General features: G+C 69.8%; 21 protein-coding genes and 1 pseudogene. 9 read left to right on the plus strand and 13 right to left on the minus strand.

What is annotated here, in order from left to right:
• Nucleotides 1–562 precede the first annotated feature (562 nt).
• From OG252_RS52120 to OG252_RS52140, 5 genes are all read left to right on the plus strand, one after another.
• Entirely contained in the window at nt 563–1,015 is a 453-nt protein-coding gene (locus tag OG252_RS52120) for a hypothetical protein (RefSeq protein WP_329345460.1), read from the plus strand.
• Nucleotides 1,016–1,191: 176 nt separating this feature from the next.
• On the plus strand, nt 1,192–2,655 hold the full coding sequence (locus OG252_RS52125; protein ID WP_329345461.1) for a 3'-5' exonuclease: 1,464 nt from the start codon (nt 1,192–1,194) through the stop codon (nt 2,653–2,655).
• A 17-nt stretch (nt 2,656–2,672) separates the two neighbouring features.
• Nucleotides 2,673–2,942, plus strand: a complete 270-nt coding sequence (locus OG252_RS52130) for a hypothetical protein (RefSeq protein ID WP_329345464.1) — start codon at nt 2,673–2,675, stop codon at nt 2,940–2,942.
• A gap of 219 nt (nt 2,943–3,161) precedes the next feature.
• Entirely contained in the window at nt 3,162–3,839 is a 678-nt protein-coding gene (locus tag OG252_RS52135) for a hypothetical protein (protein WP_329345466.1), read from the plus strand.
• Nucleotides 3,836–4,738: a hypothetical protein gene (locus OG252_RS52140; protein WP_329345467.1), complete on the plus strand. Its 903-nt coding sequence runs from the start codon at nt 3,836–3,838 to the stop codon at nt 4,736–4,738. Before OG252_RS52135 ends, OG252_RS52140 begins: the two co-directional genes overlap by 4 nt.
• Before the next feature lie 61 nt (nt 4,739–4,799).
• Here the strand turns inward: OG252_RS52140 and OG252_RS52145 are convergent, their stop codons facing one another.
• The 11 genes and pseudogenes from OG252_RS52145 to OG252_RS52195 all read right to left on the minus strand — a co-directional run bounded on the left by OG252_RS52145 (nt 4,800) and on the right by OG252_RS52195 (nt 9,097).
• Entirely contained in the window at nt 4,800–5,240 is a 441-nt protein-coding gene (locus tag OG252_RS52145; RefSeq protein ID WP_329345469.1) for an NUDIX hydrolase, read from the minus strand.
• Between the two features lie 23 nt (nt 5,241–5,263).
• A complete protein-coding gene (locus OG252_RS52150; protein ID WP_329345471.1) occupies nt 5,264–5,845 on the minus strand; it encodes a hypothetical protein in 582 nt (193 codons plus the stop codon).
• Nucleotides 5,842–6,168 (minus strand): annotated as a pseudogene (locus OG252_RS52155) (hypothetical protein); the annotation flags it as partial. The pseudogene OG252_RS52155 and the gene OG252_RS52150, both read right to left, overlap by 4 nt.
• A 461-nt stretch (nt 6,169–6,629) precedes the next feature.
• Nucleotides 6,630–7,277, minus strand: coding sequence for a hypothetical protein (locus OG252_RS52160; protein ID WP_329345472.1), 648 nt, complete (start codon nt 7,275–7,277; stop codon nt 6,630–6,632).
• Nucleotides 7,274–7,450 (minus strand): hypothetical protein, encoded by a 177-nt coding sequence (locus tag OG252_RS52165; protein WP_329345474.1) that lies wholly within the window; start codon nt 7,448–7,450, stop codon nt 7,274–7,276. The genes OG252_RS52160 and OG252_RS52165 overlap by 4 nt, the downstream gene beginning before the upstream one ends.
• Entirely contained in the window at nt 7,447–7,788 is a 342-nt protein-coding gene (locus OG252_RS52170) for a hypothetical protein (RefSeq protein WP_329345476.1), read from the minus strand. Before OG252_RS52170 ends, OG252_RS52165 begins: the two co-directional genes overlap by 4 nt.
• The gene (locus OG252_RS52175; protein ID WP_329345477.1) at nt 7,785–8,093 is read right to left on the minus strand and encodes a hypothetical protein; all 309 of its coding nucleotides are present in this window, start codon (nt 8,091–8,093) and stop codon (nt 7,785–7,787) included. Before OG252_RS52175 ends, OG252_RS52170 begins: the two co-directional genes overlap by 4 nt.
• Nucleotides 8,090–8,446: a hypothetical protein gene (locus OG252_RS52180; protein ID WP_329345478.1), complete on the minus strand. Its 357-nt coding sequence runs from the start codon at nt 8,444–8,446 to the stop codon at nt 8,090–8,092. Before OG252_RS52180 ends, OG252_RS52175 begins: the two co-directional genes overlap by 4 nt.
• Nucleotides 8,443–8,655, minus strand: coding sequence for a hypothetical protein (locus OG252_RS52185; RefSeq protein WP_329345479.1), 213 nt, complete (start codon nt 8,653–8,655; stop codon nt 8,443–8,445). Before OG252_RS52185 ends, OG252_RS52180 begins: the two co-directional genes overlap by 4 nt.
• Nucleotides 8,652–8,798 carry a hypothetical protein gene (locus OG252_RS52190; RefSeq protein ID WP_329345481.1) on the minus strand — a complete coding sequence of 49 codons (147 nt, stop codon included), beginning with the start codon at nt 8,796–8,798 and terminating at the stop codon, nt 8,652–8,654. Before OG252_RS52190 ends, OG252_RS52185 begins: the two co-directional genes overlap by 4 nt.
• The gene (locus OG252_RS52195) at nt 8,795–9,097 is read right to left on the minus strand and encodes a hypothetical protein (protein WP_329345482.1); all 303 of its coding nucleotides are present in this window, start codon (nt 9,095–9,097) and stop codon (nt 8,795–8,797) included. The genes OG252_RS52190 and OG252_RS52195 overlap by 4 nt, the downstream gene beginning before the upstream one ends.
• A 256-nt stretch (nt 9,098–9,353) precedes the next feature.
• Between OG252_RS52195 and OG252_RS52200 the strand changes: the two genes are divergently transcribed.
• The 4 genes from OG252_RS52200 to OG252_RS52215 all read left to right on the plus strand — a co-directional run bounded on the left by OG252_RS52200 (nt 9,354) and on the right by OG252_RS52215 (nt 14,578).
• On the plus strand, nt 9,354–9,530 hold the full coding sequence (locus OG252_RS52200) for a ribbon-helix-helix domain-containing protein (RefSeq protein WP_329345484.1): 177 nt from the start codon (nt 9,354–9,356) through the stop codon (nt 9,528–9,530).
• 173 nt (nt 9,531–9,703) lie between these two features.
• The gene (locus OG252_RS52205; RefSeq protein ID WP_329345485.1) at nt 9,704–11,803 is read left to right on the plus strand and encodes a hypothetical protein; all 2,100 of its coding nucleotides are present in this window, start codon (nt 9,704–9,706) and stop codon (nt 11,801–11,803) included.
• Nucleotides 11,804–12,059: 256 nt separating this feature from the next.
• Nucleotides 12,060–13,754 carry a type IV secretory system conjugative DNA transfer family protein gene (locus OG252_RS52210; protein ID WP_329345487.1) on the plus strand — a complete coding sequence of 565 codons (1,695 nt, stop codon included), beginning with the start codon at nt 12,060–12,062 and terminating at the stop codon, nt 13,752–13,754.
• On the plus strand, nt 13,754–14,578 hold the full coding sequence (locus OG252_RS52215) for a hypothetical protein (RefSeq protein WP_329345489.1): 825 nt from the start codon (nt 13,754–13,756) through the stop codon (nt 14,576–14,578). The genes OG252_RS52210 and OG252_RS52215 overlap by 1 nt, the downstream gene beginning before the upstream one ends.
• Nucleotides 14,579–14,645: 67 nt before the next feature.
• On the opposite strand, the gene OG252_RS52220 is transcribed toward OG252_RS52215, so the two are convergent.
• Nucleotides 14,646–15,041: a hypothetical protein gene (locus tag OG252_RS52220; RefSeq protein ID WP_329345491.1), complete on the minus strand. Its 396-nt coding sequence runs from the start codon at nt 15,039–15,041 to the stop codon at nt 14,646–14,648.
• A gap of 62 nt (nt 15,042–15,103) precedes the next feature.
• A complete protein-coding gene (gene mobF / locus OG252_RS52225; protein WP_329345493.1) occupies nt 15,104–20,305 on the minus strand; it encodes a MobF family relaxase in 5,202 nt (1,733 codons plus the stop codon).
• Nucleotides 20,306–20,353 lie beyond the last annotated feature (48 nt).

Here is a 20,353-nt window from a genome sequence, read left to right on the forward strand (position 1 = left end):
GGGAGCCCCCAGCTGGTCGTCCACCCGACCCAGCTGGGGGCTCCGCCATGTTCAGGGCACTTTCTGCAGACGACAACCGACCGGGACTCTCCTGCCAGCTGACTCGACCTCAGCCCACGAAAGTCAGCCACGGCGGACCCGCACCCTGCCGAGCAGGCGCGCGTGTGTCTCCAGCAACCCCTTCCCGGTCTTAGCCACGCCTCCCTCCTTGATGGCCCCCACCGACCCGCAGTCGCCGGCGTTGACCAGCCGCCCCGGCGGGGCACCGCAGGCCCCTCGGGCCGAGGAGCAGCCGACCCCTCGCGTCCCCTTCAAAACGAAGGGGCTCCTGACCTGGGACAGGTTGAAGGCCTTCGCCGTTGCCGTGGTCACGGTTGCCTTCAGATCGATGGCTTGCCGGGGGAAAAATCGGGCGAGCCGCCGCTGATCAATGGATCTCCATTAAGATAAGTCCGTGACCAAGACCCCCGTAACCGTGATGATCTACGCGTATCAGGCGGCACGCCTGGACCTCGTGAAAAGGCAGCAGAGGCTAGAGGAAAAGGCGACTGTAAATGCACTGGTGAACCAGGGAAATACGCGGCGACAGGCACGGATCATCGTGGCCCGGATGCGGGCGGAGGAATGGCCTCCTCTGGAGACGATCGTCGCCGCGGCGGTCGAGCAGCGCCTCGACGAGCCGGACCTCGTCGGCCCGTGGCCGGAGCTGACCGACTTCGAGCAGGCCGGGCTCGCCCTCTCCGGCCGGTGGCCGGGGCCGAGCCTGGGCGTCTCGATGGTCCAACGGAACTACGACTTCCCTTCCACCCTGGTCAAGCGCCTGCGTACGGCGGCCTGGCGGGTCTCGGAGGAACCCCTGCGTGAGCTCAACGAGCGCGACCTGGTGGGCGCCGGCCTCGTGCTCACCGAGGCGCAGAAGGTGCAGCGCGACGAGCTGGCGGCACGGCTGTACCCGGTGCCGAGGATCGTCCGGGAGGCCCTGGCCCGGTACGGACCCGCTGCGTCGGACGAGTGAAGATCCACGCGCTAAATAATGGATCTCCATTTAGATAATGCGCCCCCGCGCACGCAGTATTAGGGGCACAATTTCGCCATCCGAATTGAGCCGATGGGAATGTTTGAGCGGTGGCGGAATGGGGTTTATGAATGCTACGGTTTTGATTCCCTCGACAGCTCTTTCGGGAGGCATGAGTGAGCACCACCACGGCGGCGGTGACGGAGCAGATCCCGTCCAGCCGGACGGAGCCGGACCTGTCCCGGGTCGCCAAGGGCAAGCCCCGGAGCCACATCGACGGCGTGCCGGTCTACAGCTGGGGCCAGGCTCCGCCGTACCTGCGTACGCAGACCCAACTCGGTGAAGAACGACTCAAGTTGACCGAGGGACAGCCGGTCCTCGCGTACATCGGGACGCGGAAGTACGGCGACATCCCGCTGTACGACCCCGCCGGCGCGGAGAAGATGCGGCCGTTGCCCTCGTCTACCAAGGCCCGGATGGCCAAGCGGCGGACTTGCCCGACGTGCGGCAAGGTCCGTGACCGGATCGTGCACGGCAAGCGGTGCTCGGTGTGCTGGGACAAGGCCCGTGCCGAGCAGCAGCGCAAGGAGGCGCGGACGTGCTGGGACTGCCGGGAGGTCTCCGAGCGGCGGCTCCCGGCGCATCACCGCTGTGGAGGATGCCGCCGCAAGCAGCTCGACGAGCAGCGCCAGGAGGCGGTGGCGTGGGTCGAGAAGGTCACCGTGTGCCCGGGGGACGGCTACGGGTCCGGCTGCTCGGTGAAGCTCGTGACGAAGAAGGAGGCGCGGGCCTACCAGAGGGGCCAGGGGGCGGAGAGGACCTGGTGGTCGAGGGCTTCGCACTGGCCGACACGGTGTCCGCCGTGCACCGAGGCCAACGAGCGGCGGGACGCCGAGGAACGCGCCAAGTACCAGGCGGCGTACGAGCGTCGGGAAAAGGAACGACGGGAGGCCGAGCAGCTGGCGGCCGAGACTCGCGAGCGGTGGGCCGCGGCCGCGCTCGTCGACCCGGACGTCCTGGTCCTCGATACCGAGACGTCGGGCCTGCACGCTGAGGCGCGGATCGTCGAGCTGGCCGTGCTGAACTCGCGCGGGGAGGTCCTCCTCGACACGCTCCTCAACCCGGGCGAGCCGATCCCGAACTCGGAGTTCCACGGGATCACGGACGCGATGGTCGCCTCGGCACCCACCTTCTCCGACGTGCTCGTGAAGCTGACCGGCCTGCTCGACGGCAAGCGCTGCTTGATCTACAACGACGTGTACGACGTCAACCGGCTGCGGCACGAGCTGACGCTCCACTTCCTCAACCGCGCGGCCCGGGAGGCTGCCGAGGAGACCGAGGGCACGGAAGCCGTGGCGGCGGACCTGCGGGCGCGGGCGCTCGCTGAGGCCCGTGAGCAGGCGGCGGCCTGGCTCGACGTCATGCGGTTCGAGGACGTGATGATCCCGTACTCGGACTTTGTGGGCGACTGGAACGAGTACCACGGCAACAACACCTGGCAGGCCCTGGACGGCGGCCACAGGGCTGCGGGGGACTGCCGTGCGGTGCTCGACTGCCTCCGGTCCATGGGACGCAGGTACGCGCACGAGTACGCCACGGCGGCCGTGGGCGCCGGCGGCACGAGTGAGGGGACGAACTGATGGTTCAGGTACGAGTGATGACCGATGACAAGCAGATCGGGGAGGACGTCCTGGCGGTGCTTCTGCCGCTGCTCAACGCGTGCACGGCCCTGCAGGCGAGCGAACCGACCAAGCTCTCGCATCGGGGCGGCGGGCTCCGCGTCGTCCTGGACGTGCAGCTGGCCGGGGCGCCGACCGTGACGGTCGAGCGGGACGACGTCCCCCGGTCGGGCCGCGCGCGGTCGGGGGGCGGGGCTCCTGCCCGTCGTCGTCAACCGCGGCGGCCGGCGCTACCGCCGGGAGGATGACACAGGGGCCGTCGCGGGCGTTGTCCCTCGCGGCGGCGGGCAGCCTCGATACCGTTCCTCGGTAGCGGGGCGTCCGTAATATCAGCGGATCGTCACGCGCCCGCCGGAGGCAGACCCGGCGGGCGCGTCTCGTTGCCACACAACCCCCGTTGACGACAGAGGAGTTCAGACGTGGCAGACACCAAAGACGTTACCGTTCCCCGCCAATGGGAGCCTGTGGTGATCCCACCGCAGGGCTGCAAGATCGGCGTGTTCGGCAAGGGCGGCGCCGGGAAGACCACCACGCTCGCGCACGTGACCGCGCACTGGGCGGCGGACAGCATCCCCTGCGGGGCGATGGACTCGGACGAGCCGGGTGAGCACGAGGACGGATCGCTCTACACCTGGTCGAAGACCTCGTCCCTCGGCGCCCCGGTCCGCAAGGCGCCGGCCAACCATGACGACCTGGACGTCGAACTCGACCTGTACCTGCCTGCGGGCGGCATCCTCGGTCTGGACACCCCGGCCTGGGAGCGGAAGCCGGAAACGATCCACCTGCGGGCGCTGTCGCTGGTCAACGTTGCGGTGCTCTGCCTGCAGCCCACGGGGATGGAACTGAACCGTGCCGGGTCGCTGCTGAGCGCGATTAAGCAGATCGAGGCGGTCGGCGGCAGGGCTCCGAAGCTGGTCATCCTGCTGACCCGGACCAAGTCGTCGGCCAACGCTGCCGATCAGAGCAGGGACGCCCTGGCCGGGGCCAAGTACCACGTCCTCACGAACGAGATGCCTGATCAGCACGCCATGGACGGCTACGGACAGAGCTTTCCCAAGCCGGTCCGGATCGACTTCACTTCGCCCCTGGGCAAGCTGTCGCGAGAACTGGCCGGGATCGGTGCTGCGGCGGTGTCGGGCCGGTGAGCACCAAGACCAAGAACGGTACGGCCGACAAGCTCGCGGCCCTGCAGAGTGGCCTCGCCGACCGCAACGGCGGCACGGGCGGGCTGGAGCTGGCGGCGGCTGCGGCCGGTTCGCCGCAGAACCGGGCCCTGATGGTGCTGGGTTCGGCTGCCCAGCGGCTGAGTCAGCTGTCGCCGGCGGAGCAGCTGGCGGAGTGCGCGCGAGTCATCCGGGAGGCTGAGGAGCGGCGGGAGGAAACGCTCCGGGAGGCCCGGGAGCGGTCGACAGCCCGTTTCATGGACACTGCCGGGCCGTACCTGATGTGGGTGCGGGACCACTGGGAGACCATGCAAGAACTGGTCGACGGTCTCACCTTCCGCCAGTGGGCGAAGCGGGCTCTCGGCTACGAGAGCAGTCACACGTACCTGATCATGGACTCGGTGGAGGTACGGGCGGGCCTCGGCATCGCGGGGACGACCGACTACAGGGTGCAGGGCATCGCCGTGAACACGGGACACGTCCGGGCGCTCATTCCGGCGATGCGGTCCGCCGGGGCCGAGGTCGCGCCGAGGATGTGGTCGGAGACCTTGGAGCGGGACGGCAAGGTCACCGAGGACGGGCTGCGGAAGACCTGGAAGGACATCGCTTCCGAAGCTTCGGAAGATTCGAACACGAAAGCGAAAGAGGTAGAGGCTTCCTTCGAGCAGCGCCGGGTGAACTCGGCACTCGACGCGGCAGTGAAGCAGCTGGATGACCTGGTCGAGCGGCTCGCTGCCCTCGCTGAGGCCGGTGTCGCCCCGGACGACGTTCCGGCGGCAGAGAAGGCCGTGAACCGCATCAAGGCGGCGGGCCGCTGGCTGAGCGGCAAGACCGTGGTGCCGGAAGACACGGTCATCGACGCGGAGGTTGTCGAGGGCTGACGGCAGCACAGCGAAGCGCCCGCCCCCGGACGTCGTGGGGGGCGGGCGCTTCCGTGTGAGCTCAGCGGCGGCCGGAGCCAACGGTGAGCAGGTGGCGCCTGGCATCGGCCAGGATCTCGCCGTGGTCGAACGCAAGGTGACCGGGGTCGGCCAGGGGAACCCACTGCACGGCGATCGCATCGTCTCCGGCCTGGGCGACGGTGTCCGCGGGGACCTCGACGAAGTAGGCCACGCTCACAAACCGGCCGCGCGGGTCTCGGTCGGGGCGGTCGTAGACGTCGATACGGTCGAGGTCCTCGGCGGCGACGGTGATCCCGGTTTCCTCCCGGAGCTCCCTCGCGGCGGCCTCGCGGGACGTTTCTCCTCGGTCGACATATCCGCCGGGCAGGGCCAGCTCGCCCTTGTACGGCTCCCAGCCGCGCCGGATCACCAGGACGTCGTCGCCGCGCAGGCAGACGACATCGGCCGTGAGCTGGATGGTCTCATCAAGGTTCTCGGTCATCAGGTCTCTTTCTGGTGAGGGGATCAGCCGAGGCCGGGGAACGGCTCCGGGCCCTGGAGCAGGGCGGCGTCCATGGTCTGACCGACGAGCTTGGGGTCGGCCTTGGGCAGGGTGCCCGGCTTCTCGGCCGGGGCCGGCGCATCGTCGCCGAGAACCTCGCCGGGCTTCCGGGTGTCCGTGATGATGCGCAGGATCAGGCCCATGGGGCTGGCCTGGTCCTCGGGCGTCAGGCTCTCGGTCCACCTCTCGACCACGCGCAGGGCCAGTTCCTTGCGGAAGTCGGGGCCCTCGACGGGGTGTTCCGCCCGGTGGATCAGGTCGGTGAGCAGGGCCGCGACGGGCTCACTGGCCTCGCGGAGCTGGCGGTTGAACTCGTCCTGCTGTCCGCCGAGCTGGGCGCGGAGCTCGCGCAGCTCGGCCGTGAGCTGGCCGGTGCGCTCGCGCTCCTGGTCGCGCTGTTGCTGGTAGTCGTCGGACTGGGCCTTCCACATGGCCACGTCCTCTTGGGACTCCTTGAGCTGGTGTTCCAGCCCCGGGACCTTCCCGGCCTCCTCGACCTTGCCCTCGTAGTACCGCTTCGTCTCGGCGGTGATGATGCGGATCACTTGGCGGTCTCCTCGACCTCGGGGTGGGTGTAGCGGACGGGCTTGCCCAGCTGGCGGGCGTACTCGATCTCGGCGCGGGTGCTGTCGCCGATGTAGTCGCCGACGACGAGCACCTCGTCGGCCATGCGGACCTTCGCCCGGTGCAGGGCGTCGAGCCGGGCCTTGAGGGCCTCGGCGTCCGCCGGGTCGGCCCACAGCGGGTGGGTCGTCTTGAGGTCGCATCCGGGGGCGAGCACGATGCGGCCGGCGGCGGTCTCCTGCAGGTTGGCCTCGGTCATCTCGGCCATGAACCGCGTGCTGCCGCACAGGACGACGACGGTCGGCTCGTCGGCCTCCTCGGTGCAGGCACAGCGCGGGTCGCGGTAGGTGCCGCGTCCGGTGTTGCCGGAGCCTCCGCACTCGGTGCACGCGCCGTTGGCGCCGGGGTCGAGTCCCCAGGTGTGCCCGCACGCCGTGCAGCGGGCACAGTCGGCGGAGTCGTCCGTGTTGGGGATCGGGAGGCCGAACTCCTCGGCGCCGGGGGCCTTGCAGAGCGGGCACGTGATGACGATCGCCAGGGCGGTCCGGCACCCCTGGCAGGTGACGGTCTGCACGTTCCCGTCGTGGACCAGGTGCTCGATGACGGGCATCGGGTAGACGGCGCAGGCCAGGGTGAAGTGCTGCCGGTCTCCGGCGTACTTGGCGGCGTGGGTGGTGCCGTCCGGCTCGATCGCGCGTCGCTGGTGGGTCTGGTAGGTGATCGTGCGGTTCACCCGGGGGTCAGTGATCATGCGTGCGGTGCTCCTCAGCGGTCGGATGCGGGGAGTTCGGGGAGGCCGGCCTTCTGCAGGACGGCATGGTCGTACGTGGTCGGGTCGAGCTGGATGCGCTGCTCGACGGCGCGGGCGAGAGTCAGTCCGTACGCCAGGGCCTGGGCCTTGGCGTCGCGGTCGATCACGGCGGTCGCCACGGTGGTGGCGCTGTCGAGCCGGGCGAGCGTGAGCTCGTGCTCGCGGGCCTCGCGCAGCTGCCTGGCTGCCCGCCAGTGCCGGGACGTGACGGCGTAGACCAGGACGGTGGCGACGAGCCACAGCAGCGCGGACAGGGCCCACGACGCGGTGTAGGCAACGGGTCCGAGCAGGGCGAACGCTCCGGCTCCGGTGAACGCCACGGCGGTGGTGACGGGATCGCCGTTGCGGTGGACTGCGGAGACGCACGCGGCCGCGAACGATCCGGCGGCGAGCGCAAGCACCAACGCCATGTTGCCGACGCTGTTGGCGGCGCCCTGCTCGTGCCAGATCCGGGCCAGGATCAAGGCGGTCGTGGTGGTGATGACCGGGACCACGCGGCCGGAGTAGGCGATGAGCAGGGTGAGCCCGTTGTGCTGGACCAGCGGCGCCGGGGGCGGCAACTGCTGGCTGTACCAGGCGGGCAACTGGTCGGGGGGTGTCACGGCTGGGGCTCCGTCCGGGACGTCTCGGGGTCGGTGTCGGTGGTGGGGGATGTGGTCGCCTCGCCCGGGGCCGGGCCCGCCGTGGTGGCGGGCCCGGACTCGGGGTTCTCGTCGAACAGGCGCAGCTGGTGACCGCCGGCCATCTCCTCGGAGAAGGGCTGGCGGGGTGTCACGGGCGGTGCCAGTAGTCGAGTTCGTAGGCGTACAGCAGGCCGAGCGGGATCACGCCCGTGCCGGTACGGCCTCCGTCCTCGGCAACCAGGTGCTCGCTGCCGAGCCAGTGCGTCAGGTACAGCACGTCAGGCAGATCGGGGTCGGTCCCGAACCGCCGGGTCCACACCTGGCCGATCTCGGCGAGAAAGGCCGGGTCGTGCTCGGCGACGGCCCGCTCGACCATGCCGAGCGCTGCGTTCGGGTCGAGCCGGTCCCAGATGACCAGCCGGTGTACCAGGGAGTTCTTCCACTGCGCGGCGGCGGCCTCGCTGCCGAGGAGTTCCGCGAGCCTGCTCATGCGAACACCACCTTCGAGTCCTCGCGGCCGCGCAGCAGCTGCCCGATGGCGTAGACCCCGGCGACGGCAACCCACACGCTGAACGCCGTGGTGAACAGGGCGTACTTGATGCTGGTCACCGCCGTGGCGCCGGACGGCGCCCGCAGGGCCGGGGCCACGAACAGCAGCGCGGCCCCGTACGCGGCCCCGGCGAGCCATCCGATGGGCTCGGGAGCCAGGCCGTTGCGCCAGCCCCACACGGCGGCCAGGACGGCCGCGAGCAGGGCGATGACGGCGGCGGCCTGGACACGGTCGTCGTGCGTCACGGCGTGTTCTCCTTCTCCCGCATCGGGGTGTAGAGGCCGGACAGGGAGTCCGGGGCCTTGATCGCCTTGGCGGCCAGTACGAGCCCGTTGCACAGGTAGACACAGGCGTCGTCGGCCCAGACCTCGGCGGCCTTCGTACGGTCCGGCGCGGCGGCCGGCGGGCACGTCGGGGTGTGGGTGCAGCCCCGGCGGGCCTCGGCGAGCGCCGTGTTCCGCGCGCTGGCGGTCAGTTGCTCGCTGTTGGCCTTGGTCAGACGGCGGTCGCGGACGGTGGACACGACGTCCTCGACGATGCCGACGGCACCGAGGGCCTGGCCCCACCACACGAGCAGGGGGCGGACGGGGTTCCTCATCGCGGGCCCTCCGTCCCCTGCAGGAGACGCTCGATCGTCGCCTCGTCGACCGCGAGCGCCTCGGCGACCTGCGCCTCGTCGTAGCCGCTGGCGGCCAGCTCACGGGCCATACGGGCCCACTCGGCGGGCCGGTCGGCGGGGGCGACGTAGTCCTCGCCGACCGGCAGTTCCGCGTTGAGCACCGCGTCCGGGACGGGGAACTCGGTCACCCTCGCGCCCCGATCTGGGCGACGGCGGCGGCGGCCTGGCCGTGGCGGATCAGCTCCTGCGCCATCTGCTGGCGCTGTTCCTCGGCCTGCCGGGCCTGCTCGGCGGCGACCCTCGCGGCCTCGGCCTGCTGCTCGGCGCTCATGCGGCCCACCCCGCGAACAGGTCGTCGGCCTCGGGGCCCTGCTCGTTGTCCTGGCGCTCGACGTCGTCCATGACGTCGTCGAGGCCGGCGGTCGGGGCGGGGGCGCACTCGGAGCAGTGGATGGTGACCAGCCTCTTGCCGATCACGACCTTCACGGCCTTGAAGCCGTCGCAGTTGTCGCAGGTCGGGCGCAGGAAGCGGCCCACGACCAGCACCCGGCGCCCGTTCGGCGCGGCGGTGGTCGTGTCGACGTTCACGTGCGTGGTGACGGCACGCTTGGACCTGGGAAGATGACGCACAGGAGATCCCTCTCGGTGAGAACGGCAGGGGTGTCCGTGACCAGCCGGAGCAGCAACTCCGGCTCGGTCCGAGAGGGTCGGGGCAGCAACCCCGGCCCTCTTCGCTATTCCAGTAAGCCCCATCGAAGCTACGTTGTCAACAAGCTAAGAACGTGACTTCGTAGCTTGTTAGCTGTAAGGTCATGGGACACGCGATCAGCGGGAGGGAAAGATGGGGCTCCAAGTGTTGGAACCACCACCGACGAGGAGAGGCGAAGTGCCCGATGAGCAGGAGAAATCGGCACCCGCGACCGAGGACAGGGTCCTCATTAGCGGACGGGTCCGAGCGTCCGTACGGCGGCGCATGAAGCTCTACGCGGCTGCCCACGACGTGAACCTGCAGGACCTCCTCGACGAAGCGCTCGACGAGTTCCTTCGCAACCGAAACGCCTGACCCGCACGACACAAAGAAGAGGCCCCAGCGGTTGTAGGGACCGCCGAGGCCAAAGACGCAGAGATATGGAGGTCTGTATGCGTCTGTCCCAGACTACGGCCGGAGTGCATCCGTCCTGGTCACAAGCTGCAGGAACCAGTCAGGAGGTTGACTGGTCGTCGACTCTTGACCGGATGGTGTCCGACACCCCGGCCTGGGTCCTCACGGTCAGCGTCGCCGCCGTGGTCCTGGTGTGGTTCGGCATGACGTACGTGGCGATCCGTACCGCGTGGCGTGCGTCTGAGCGGGCCCGCAAGCGGCTCGCCGAGGAGCGCCAGGCGGCGGTCGAGGCGGGCAAGGAGCCGGACAGCGGCCGGCGGCCCTCGCTGCCCAAGCGGCTGTACGTCATGGCCCTGTGCAGCATGTCCGTGTCGTTGTACGGAATGTGGGGTTTCGCCCGGGAGACTGCCCAGCTCCCGGAGCCGTTTGCGGTCGGATTCCTGGCGGCGTTCGACATCACGGAGCTGGTGCTGTTCACCCTGCTCTACAAGCGCGCTGACAAGGGCTGGACCACTCAGCTCCGGCTCATGCATGACCTGGCCTGGTGCCTGGTCGCCGTGTCCGCCACGGCCAACTTCATCCACGCCCCCAACGCGGCGAGCGCACCGTTCATGATGATCATGCCGGTTGTCGCGGCCGTCGTCATCGAGCTGGAGTTCCGGGCGGTCATGAAGGGGGCGGAGCTCCCCGACACCGAGGCAAAGCCCGGTCCGGCCAAGCTCATCGGGCTGCTGTGGACCAAGGGCTGGGCGGCCCTGTTCGCCGGCCTCGACATCGACCCGGCCAGCAAGGGCGGGCAGGTCTACCGGGCGGCCCTGGCGAAGAAGGCGGGCAAGCAGCTGTTCCGGCTGCGCACGCTGCTGGAGGCGCACAAGACGCTCATCGAGGGCAAGGAAGCCAAGCGGCGGCGCCTCGCCACGGCGGTCAAGGAACTGGAGCAGGCGCGTAAGGCGGCGACCACTTCCATGGCTCGGGCCGACTTCGCCACCGACAGCGGCCAGGCGCTCGCCGTGCTGCGCGGTTTGGGCGGGTGGACCGAGGTGGACGATGTCGCCACGGTGAACTTCAAGGACCCGCTGGAAGTGACGGACCTGATGGAGCGGGTCGCCATCATGCCGGCGGCGAAGCGGATCGAGAACGCGGAGCGCGCGGCAGAACTGGAAGAGCAGGCGGAGCGCGCGGCACAGGCTCAGGCCGAGGCCGAGGCCGCGCGGGAGCGCGCGGAAGAGGAGAAGCGCGCGGCGGTCGAGGAGAAGGCGGCGGCCGTGGCCGCGCGGGAGGAAGCCGAGGAGGCACTCGCCAAGGCGGCCGAGGAGACCGAGAAGGCCAAGGCTGAGGCGGGGCGCGCGGAAGACGCTCGGCAGCGCGCGGAAGCTGCGCGGAAGCGCGCGGAATCCGAAATGACCGAAGAGTCCCGTAACGTCGCTCGGCTCGCTGAGCGTGCCGAGGAGGAGCAGAAGAAGCTCTCCGAGGCGGCTGCGGAGCTGTCCCGGGTACAGGACCTGATCGCCGAGGAGACCACGCGGCGCACCACGGCCGCGGCTGAGGTGACCTCGATCCGCGAGCAGCTGCAGCGTCTGGTCAACGAGCAGGCGACCGCCGAGGACACGACTCGCACCAAGACCGAAGAGGCGCGTCGGGCCGAGGGTGAGGTCGAGCGTCTGCGGTCGGCTCTCGTCGAGGCGCAGCACGCGGTCCGTGAGCACACCACGGCGGCCGAACAGGCTGCTGAGCTGCGGCGGGAGGCCGAGGAGACCCGGCGCCTGGCGGCCGAGGAGGCGGCCCGCACGCAGGCTGAGGCACGGGAGGCGGCGGAGCTGCTGGAGTCCCTGCGGCCGCAGCTGGCCGAACGGCTCGGCGGTGAGGCCGAGGTGGCGACGCTGGCCGAGGCGCCGACCTTCCGCAGCCCGGACAAGCAGAAGGGTTGGGTGGAGTACCTCGCGGCCGCGACCGAGGGCCGGGAGCTCCCGACCGCCAAGGAGCTGTCGGTGGCGTACGGCGTCAACGAGGGCAACGCACGCAACTGGTTGATCGAGTTCGGCAAGAAGCGGGCCGCGATGATCGCCAACGGCGGCGCGCGGCAGCCGGAGGGCGAAACCGCGCGCTCGGAAAGCCGCCGCGCGGAGTCGAGCGGCGCGCGGCAGGAGCCGAGCGACTACCGCGCGGACGGTCACGAGCGGGCTGAGGATGCCGCGCAGACCCGTTCGATCAACGGCCAGCGTCAGCCGGTCTGATGCCTCGTCAGCTGAATCTGCGCGGAAAGTATCCACAGGCCGACCGTTGCAGACTCGACCGGCGGGGGTCATCCGATCGCCGTATGCGGCAAACCGCGCGCTATCCGAGCGCTCCCACGCAAAAACGCGCGGGAGGTTGTCCGACCTCAGACGTACGGTTCCCAACAAGGTCATCGGCCCACAACAGACAGCGCCCCCGGAAGGCGATTGCAGCGCCTATCCGGGGGCTGAGCGAGACGACAGGAGAACGCACCCCATGATGTCCCACGCGAAGATTAAGGCCATGGAGCTGGCCGCCACGCCGGTGCCGGGTCTGCCCGGCTCCGATCCGGCCACGAACACCGACAACCCGGCGATCATCGACCACCTCGAAAGCTTCAACCACTTCCTGTACGGCCCCGGCGGCATCGCGGTGGCCGTGGCGGCTGCGGCCACCGTGGGCGGCATCGGCTGGGCCTGGGCGCAGTTCAGGCCGCGTCCCGGGTTCGCCAGCAAGCGGGAGATCCGCGACGAGATGAGCGCCCGTCACGCCCGGGAGCTGATCCCGCAGACCCGTCCGAGCCTGGTCGGGCAGGAGAAGAAGGTGGCCACCACGGCGTACGCCGTGCCGCTGGGCCGTCTGCGCTCCGGCGGCCTGCCTACCGGCATCTGGGGCACGCCGGAGGCGAACTACCTGATCCTGGCCCCGTCGAGGCAGGGCAAGTCCATCATCATCAACTCGATGATCTACCAGTGGGACGGCGCGGTCGTACACACGTCGTCCAAGGTCGGGGACCACCTGGCGACCAAGGAACTGCGCGAACTGCTCGGCCCCGTATGGGTCTGGGACCCGCTGGGCCTGAGCGGCGAGCAGCAGCTCAACACCTTCCGCTGGGACCCGATCCGCGGTTGCGAGGTGCGCGACGTGGCCATTCAGCGGGCCGCGTACCTGCTGTACGGCGCGCGTTCCGGCGACGGCTCCGGCTCGGGCGTGGACGCGTTCTTCAAGTCCACGGCCTGCGAGGTTCTGTCGCGGTTCATGCACGCGGCTGCGCTCGGCGGGAAGACGATGATGGACGTCTACCAGTGGAGCCAGAACCGCAAGGACCAGACCGCGGCGAACATCCTGCACATGGCCGGCGCCCGGGACTGGGCGGAGCTCCTGGTCCAGCGGCAGCAGGTCGTACAGGGCACGGGTGACGGCATCTTCACGACGCTGTCCAACGCGCTCGGCTGGATGTCGAACCCCAAGGTCGCGGCCACGGTCCTGCCTGGCCCCGGCGAGCACTTCGACGCCGAGACCTTCCTGCTCAACCGCGGGACGCTCTACATGATCGGCAGTGACAAGCCCGGGTCCGTCGTGGCCCCGCTGTTCGTGATGTTCGCGGACTACCTGCGCAGCGTCACGATCGAGCTGGGCAACAAGAACGGCAGCGGTCGGATGGACCCGCCCTGCTTGTGGGCGCTGGATGAGATCGCCAACATCATCCCGCTGCCGGTCGACAGCTGGATGCCCGACTCCGGCGGCCGGGGAATCACCCTGGTCATCGTCATTCAGTCCCGTGCCCAGCTGTTCAAAGTCTGGGGAGAGCAGGCGGGCCGGATCATCTGGGACGACGCCAACATCCGGATCTTCCTGCGCGGCATCGGCGACGCCCAGGTCCGCAAGGACATCAGCGACATGTGCGGCACCTACGAGAAGGAACGCAGGACCACCACCACGAAGAACGGGGAGTCGTCCATCTCCACAGTCACCGAGGAGAAGCCGGTCATCACGCCGGGCCAGGTTTTCAAGCTCGGCAAGCGTCAGTCTTTGGTCATCTTCGCTGGTTGCAGCCCCGTCATCACGCATATCAAGCCCTTGTGGAAGCGGCGTGACGTGAAGAAGCTGACGTCCAACCCGAAGGTGCCCGGCCAGCGTTCGGGCGACTCCACGGACTCCGGCGTCTCGATGGCGAAGGGAAGCCGCTGATGGCGGTGGACGGCGGGCTCGCCTCGCAGGTTTTCGCCCTGGCCAAGGACATTGGCAAGGTCGAGAAGGACGTCAAGACGCTGAGCGAGCGCGACGGCAACGTGCAGACCGCGCTCGCCCAGCTCGGCTCCGTTCAGGAGGCGCTCGACCACCTGGAGGAGCGGACCACGGGCCTGCAGGCGGAGGTGCAGGCCCTCGCCCCGATCCGGACGGGCCTGGACGCTCTCGGCAAGACGGTCAAGCAGCTCGCCAAGGACCTGGAGGCACTCGCCTCGACGGCCGAGGAGAAGCTCGCGGTCTGGAACTTCTCCTTCGACAACGGCATGAACAAGGCAGAAGCCGCAGAAGCCTGGGACGTCCTGATCCGCTGGGTGCGGTCCGAACTGCAGGGCACATACGGGTGGGTCGGGTGGCCGGCGAACATCTACGCCGAGCAGAACCCCACCGGCTACGGCTCCGTGTCCGGCGGCCCGGTGACCCCGCCGCGCATCCCTCCGTGCTGGTACCGGCACCGCGAGGCCGTGGTCGAACTGGGCTGGCTCTGCCAGGAATGGATGAAGATCTACCGGACGTCGTACGGCACCCCGAGCCGTGCGGGGGACTGGCACGACCGGTACGCCCCCGGCGTCAAGCGGCGGCTCATCACGGCCCTCACCAAGTGCATCGAGATGAAGAAACACCAGGACGACGAATGGGCCAACGACCCGAAGCACTCCGGCGCCCCACGGGCGATCGACGACGACGCGACCCTGACCGTCTACTTCGAGTGGGACCGTGACCAGCGCAGTGAGCCGCCCTCTGCTGGCCCTGTAGCGGCCAACTAGCGGCCCGAACAAGGAAAGCCCCCAGCGCAACGCGCTGGGGGCTTCCTGCTGCCTTCTGCGGCTTTTCCTACCGGTCTTGGGGCCAGGGCCAGTCAGCCGGTACGGCCAGGCCCGTGTCCCCGCCCGTGGCCCACGCGAGCGTGTGCTCGACGGCGAGCGTGTAGTCCTGGCCCTGCTCCTGGGTGACCCGCCACAGGGCGGGGTCGCTGTTGGGGTACAGGGCCTCGTACGCGCGGCTGCGCTCGCCGCTGGCCTCCATGCCGGTGACCGGCCGGCCGAGCGACCTGCCGGTGATGGGGGAGACGTCCGCCTCGCCGATCGCCCAGCTCAGCGCCGTGACGATGCCCCGGACGTAGGTCTTACTCGTGCTGCCATAGCCGTGCTCGGTCACGTACGCGACCATCGCCTTGAGCTCGTCCTGCGACCGCAGTTCGGGCGGCGTCCACTCCGGTTGGGCACTCAACTCGGTTCACCTCCTGGTCGGTTGAGGGTATGGGGCGGGCCGACCGGAGGGCCAGCACGCCGTTACTGCGGGCCGTAGCTGATGATCGGGCCCTGTTCCTGCTGGTGCTGGATCTGCGGGGCCTGCTCGGCCTCGGCCTGACGGCTGCGGTTGACCTCGGCCTGCTCGGCGCGGACCGCCTCGTCGGCAGCGGCGGCTGCCTGGTTGCTCTCCGCCATGCGGGCGGCAATCTCGGTGAGCGCGGCGTGGGCCTTGTCGAGGTCCTCCTGCAGGTCCGACAGCTGAACCGGAAGCTTGGGAGCGGACTCCTGCTCGGGCTCCTGCTGCTGCGCGGGCGCCAGCTGATCGCGCTGGGCACGCTCCTGGTCGATCCGCGCGTTCTCGTTGACGTACTCCGTCTCGTTGTACGCACGCAGCAGCTCCTCCTCGGCCGAGGGCCCGGACACCACCGACACCAAGTCCTGCGCCGGCGCCTCCGGCTGCAGCTCGGCCTCGACGTCCTGCCCGACCTCCGCCTCGACGGTCTCCTCGTGCCGCTCCTCGTACGTCTCGCCCTCGATGTCCCAATCGATCTCCGGCGCCTGGTCGAGGTCGTGCGGCTCGGCCTCACGCGCGGCCTCGACCTGCTCGCGCGACTGCTGCACCCACGCCTCGATCGCCGCGTTGATCTCGGGGTCCACCGTGTAGGTGGGCGTGTCCGCCTCGGCCGTGACCTCGGCGGTCTCCTCGGTGGCGTCGAGGGACTCCTCGACCTGCCACGTCTCGCCCTCCACGTCCCAGTCGAGCTCCGGCGCCTGCTCGGCGGCGGCCTGCTCGGCCTCGACCCGCCGGTCCTCGCGGTACGCGGCGGCCTCGGCGGCCAGTTCGTCCTGGATCCGCTGCTGTTCGTCCTGCTCGGACAGCTCCTGCTCGACGTCGGGGGCCTGGTCGAGGGTCTCGCCCTCGACGTCCCAGTCCATCTCCGGCGCCTGCTCGGCATCGTGTGCGACCTCGGCGGCCACGCGGTGCCGCTGCTCGTACGCGGCGAGCGCCTGGTCGAGCTCCTCCTGCTCCTGGTGCGTGAGCTCCGGGGCCAACTCGGCCTCGTCGCGCACGTCGGGGGCCTGGTCGAGGGTCTCGCCCTCGACCTCCCAGTCCATCTCCGGCGCCTGGTCGAGGTCGTACTCCGGCTCGGCGACGAGCTCCTCGTCGACCTCCTGGTCGAGCTGCTGCTCGGCCTCGTCGGCGTCCTGCTGAGCCTGCGCCTGGTCGTCGACACCACGGCGGTCGAGCTCGTCGCGGGCGGCCTCGGCGGCCTCCCGGGCCGGGGCGGTCTCCTCGTACCAGGCAGAGCGGGCCGCGTCGATCTGCTCCATCACCTCGACCCGCTCGGACATGTTGGACACCAGGTCCTCGTAGCCGCGGGCCTGCGCTTCCAGCTCGGCGCGCTCGGCGTCGTCCGTGCACTGGTCGGCGTCGGCCTGCGCGAGGATGGCCTTCTCCTCGTAGCGCAGTACCAACTGCCGGGCCTCGGACAGCTCCTCGCCCATGTACGTCGGGGCCCACGACTTCTCGCGCTCGTAGCGGCTGACCATCTCGCGCAGAGCAGCGTCCGAGGTCCTGGCCAGGGTCTCCTGGTCCTCGGTACGACCGAGGGCGGAGTGCGCGGCCTCCCACGCGGCGCGCTGCTCGACCGCACCCTTCGCCGGCAGACGGCCGATCGCCGTGTTGGGGGCGTCCACGCCGTACAGCTCGCGGTACGCCTCGACGGTGCCGACGCGACGCTCCCAGTCGGCGCGGTCGAGGACGTCCTCGGGCACGGGGCCCAGATGACGGACGGCCCACTCCGGGGGCTCCTCTGCCAGGCGCTCGCCCAGCACGTCGCGCCGGGCGTCCATGGCCTCGGCCAGCTTGTTGGCGACTTCGCCGTTGATGCCGGGGATCTCCGGTGTGCGGTCCGCCCAGCAGGGTCCGGCCGGCTCGTGCTCCGGCGTGCGGTCCTCAAGAACCGTGTCGATACGCCAGTTGACCAGCGCCGGGACGTTGTCCGGCACGGGGTAGCTCATCGGGCGCATCGCGATGGCACTCGCCAGCAGCTTCTTGCCGTCGTGCCCGGCCAGCTCGGCCTCCCGCAGCTTGCGGTAGACCGTGCCGGGATCGCCCTGCCGGAGCTTGTTGTAGTGGTCCTCAGAGAGCATCTGCCGAAGCATCGGCTCGTACTGGTTGCGGGTGTGCTCCTCGACGTAGTCGCGCCACTTCGGCTCAAGGGCCGGGATCGACTCGGCCCAGTCCTGGCTCTCCCGCAGCTCCTGCAGCGCGGACAGCTCGCCTCCGTCACGCTCAACGGCGGTCTGGAGCATGGACATCGCGTCCTGGTCGAGCCTCTGCAGCCGGTGCTCGTCAGCCGGAACCTGGCACGCGGCAAACGCCCGGTTCTTCCGCTGGGCACGGGTCAGGCCGGGATAGACCTGCTGACGGTTCATCCCCTCCTCGACCAGCAAGTATCCGCCGTAGCCGACCGTGCGGCCCTGCACCGCGTTGACCGTGCCCGCGTACGCGAGAGAGACGTGCTCCCCGACGTAGTCCGAGGGCAGGGTGACCGTTCCGGCGAGCCGCTCGGTGCCGTCGGCGTCGCGGCCGGCCACCCGGCGCGCGACGAGCTGCCCCTCCTCGCCGACACCGGTCACCCGGTACACCCGGCGGTTGAGGACCAACCGGCCCTCGCTGTCCTTCAACTTGGCGTCGTTGTTCCGGGCCTGGATGAGGTCGCCGACACCCGCACGGTTGTCGTCGACCAGGGGCACGCCCTCCTCGTCGACCAGCCCGTACCGCACGAGCTCCGTACGGATTTCCCTGCTCAGCTCGGTAGCGCGGCTGTTGGTGGCGGTCATCACCACGGACTCGCGGTCCGCGAGGGTGTCCGCCACGTACGCCTGGATTACGGCGTCCTTCATCTCCTCGATCGTGCCGCCCTCGATCTGGCCCTGCAGGCGGTACTCCTCCAGCGCACGGGCATCGCCGCGGCGCAGGGCAAGGCTCGCCTTGGCCTCCCACTCGCGCACGGTGCCGTCCGCCTCCCGGAAGCGGCGCACGTTCGACAGGGAGTAGTGCGGGCCCTCCTCGACCATCGTCCGCAGCAAGCCGCCGGCCTCCGGGGACTGCAGCTGCTGCTGGTCACCGATGAGCACCAACTTGGCCCCGGCGGCCTCGCACAACTCGGAGACGCGGGTGATGTGGTCGGTGCTCGCCATACCGGCCTCGTCGAGAACCACCAGGTCACCCGCGCGCAGCCTGAACTTCTCGACCATCTCCCGACTGCCGAGGCCCTGGGAGTACACGTCGAGGAAGCGGGTGGTGTTCTCCCGGATGTCGATGCCCTCCTCGCCGAGGACCTCGGCGGCGACGGCGCTCGGACCGAGGCCGATCACGCGGCCCCCGGTGTGCTCCTGCCAGGCGGCCGCGACCACGCCGGTCGCGTACGACTTACCGGCGCCGGCGGGGCCCTCGACCACGCTGATCTTCTTGCTGTCGCCCAGGACACCGCGCACGACGTCGGCCTGGTCGGCGCTGACGCCGGACTCCTTCACCACCTGGTCGAGGACGGGCGGGGCCAGGCACGGGGCGCCGGTCTGGTGGGCGCGGGAAGCGACCCGGGCCTCGTCGCCGAGGTGCTCCTCCAACGAGAACTTCTCGGACGCCATGGCGCTCGGGCTGAACACCGAGCGGCCGTCGCTCGCCCGGATGCGGGACGGCGCGTCACCGATGATGGACAGGCCGGCGGTCTGCACGACGCCGTAGTTCCCGGACTTCAGGGCCTCGTCGGCCAGCTCGTTGGCGACCGCGAGCAGCGGCATGTCGCGCGGGAGATTGTCACCGAGCGTGGTGTTCAGCTGCTGGATGAGCTCGCTGCGGTCCCACGTCGCCCGCTTGGTCTGCAGGGCCTCCAGCGACTCCGTGATGACCTGCTCGCGGTCGAACTCGGGGACGTCGACCTCGGCGAGCCGGGTCTCGACGCCAACCTGCTCGACCCGCTCCAGCGCACCGAGCAGACCCCCGTCGACGCACTCCTCGGCGATCCGGGTAGCACGCTCGATCCTCGCCTCGGCCGACTGGTGTTCATTCCGCTTCGGGTCACGCGTGTCCAGCGTGGCCATCTCCTTGAGCCTGGCCTGGGTGTACGCGGAGGGCTCACGGCCGTGGTCCTGGACGTACTGCTCGAACAGCTCCTCATACCGCTGGTCGACCTGAAAGGAACGGGTCGACATACCGTCGAGCAGCTCCTGCTCGAACCCCTTGATCTCGCGGGCCAGTCCGTCCGGCCTCATTTCGAACACGACGGGCGCGACGTTCTCGATCTCCTGCTCAAGCGTGCGCTCGAAGACGGCGGCCGCGGCCTCGCGCGCCTTGTTCATCGCACGCGAGTCGAGGGTCACCCAGTGCTCATTGCCGTCCGCGTCGTGGACCTTGATTTTGTTGAGACCCGCCACATGCGCGTGCAACTGCGGGTCACCCTCACGCGAGACCTCGTGGGTGAAGATCGCGGCCGTGTAGCCGGTCGAGTCCACGTACCTCCCGGTCGACGGGCGGTCGCCCTTCGCCTTGCCGTGGTAGCCGATCCGGCCGAAGCTGGCCTCCGCCTCGAACACCTTCTCGCCGGCCTTGATGGCCGTGACGAACGCGGCCCTCACCTTCGCGGCGTCCTCGTGACGACCGGCGGCCTCCAGCGAAGTGAGGTAGACGGACACACTCTTCTGGACCGAATACGTCCGGTCGAAGTACATGGCGGGAGCGGACTGACCCTTGTCCCGCTCCTCCCTCCGGATCTCCGCCACACGCTCCGGGTCGGCGCTCGGCTCCTTCGCCAGGCGGTCGTCGACCCGCTGCTCGACCGTGCGGTACTCGTATGGCTTCCGGCCCCGGCGGGCGCTGGCCTCGGCGTCCTTCATGACCTTCTGCGCGGCCGTGCCGGTGATGCCGTTCTCGTCGATGTACGCCTTCGCGGCGGACACCGCGGCCCGGTACTCCTCGGGGTGCGAGTGGTTCGCGAACACCGCGCGAATGTCACGCTCCGTCGCGGAAGCGTCCTCGGTGAGACCCCACTCTGAGAGACCCTCACCCACCCAGATGGCAAGCGGAGTTCCGTGTTCCGTGCCCTTGGCGAAGTAGCCCTCCGGCCCGTCGAGCGTGGCCTCGACCTCCTGCCCGTGCCCGCCGGCGCATCCCGAACCGGAGAGCAGGTAGTTGATCCCTGCCTCTCCTCCGGAGATCGCGGTAATGCGCAGCATGGTCACTGAGGATACGCGATCAAGAGCGCGAGCGACACCGACAAATTA

Source organism: Streptomyces sp. NBC_01352 (assembly GCF_036237295.1).
Lineage (GTDB): Bacteria > Actinomycetota > Actinomycetes > Streptomycetales > Streptomycetaceae > Streptomyces > Streptomyces plumbiresistens.

Excerpts from the sequence above, each read along its gene's own strand:
- OG252_RS52130 (WP_329345464.1), top strand. The coding sequence starts at position 2,673 with ATGACCGATGACAAGCAGATCGGGGAGGACGTCCTGGCGGTGCTTCTG.
- OG252_RS52190 (WP_329345481.1), bottom strand. The coding sequence starts at position 8,798 with ATGAGCGCCGAGCAGCAGGCCGAGGCCGCGAGGGTCGCCGCCGAGCAG.
- OG252_RS52170 (WP_329345476.1), bottom strand. The coding sequence starts at position 7,788 with ATGAGCAGGCTCGCGGAACTCCTCGGCAGCGAGGCCGCCGCCGCGCAG.
- OG252_RS52145 (WP_329345469.1), bottom strand. The coding sequence starts at position 5,240 with ATGACCGAGAACCTTGATGAGACCATCCAGCTCACGGCCGATGTCGTC.
- OG252_RS52210 (WP_329345487.1), top strand. The coding sequence starts at position 12,060 with ATGATGTCCCACGCGAAGATTAAGGCCATGGAGCTGGCCGCCACGCCG.
- OG252_RS52180 (WP_329345478.1), bottom strand. The coding sequence starts at position 8,446 with ATGAGGAACCCCGTCCGCCCCCTGCTCGTGTGGTGGGGCCAGGCCCTC.
- OG252_RS52205 (WP_329345485.1), top strand. The coding sequence starts at position 9,704 with ATGGTGTCCGACACCCCGGCCTGGGTCCTCACGGTCAGCGTCGCCGCC.
- OG252_RS52215 (WP_329345489.1), top strand. The coding sequence starts at position 13,754 with ATGGCGGTGGACGGCGGGCTCGCCTCGCAGGTTTTCGCCCTGGCCAAG.
- mobF (WP_329345493.1), bottom strand. The coding sequence starts at position 20,305 with ATGCTGCGCATTACCGCGATCTCCGGAGGAGAGGCAGGGATCAACTAC.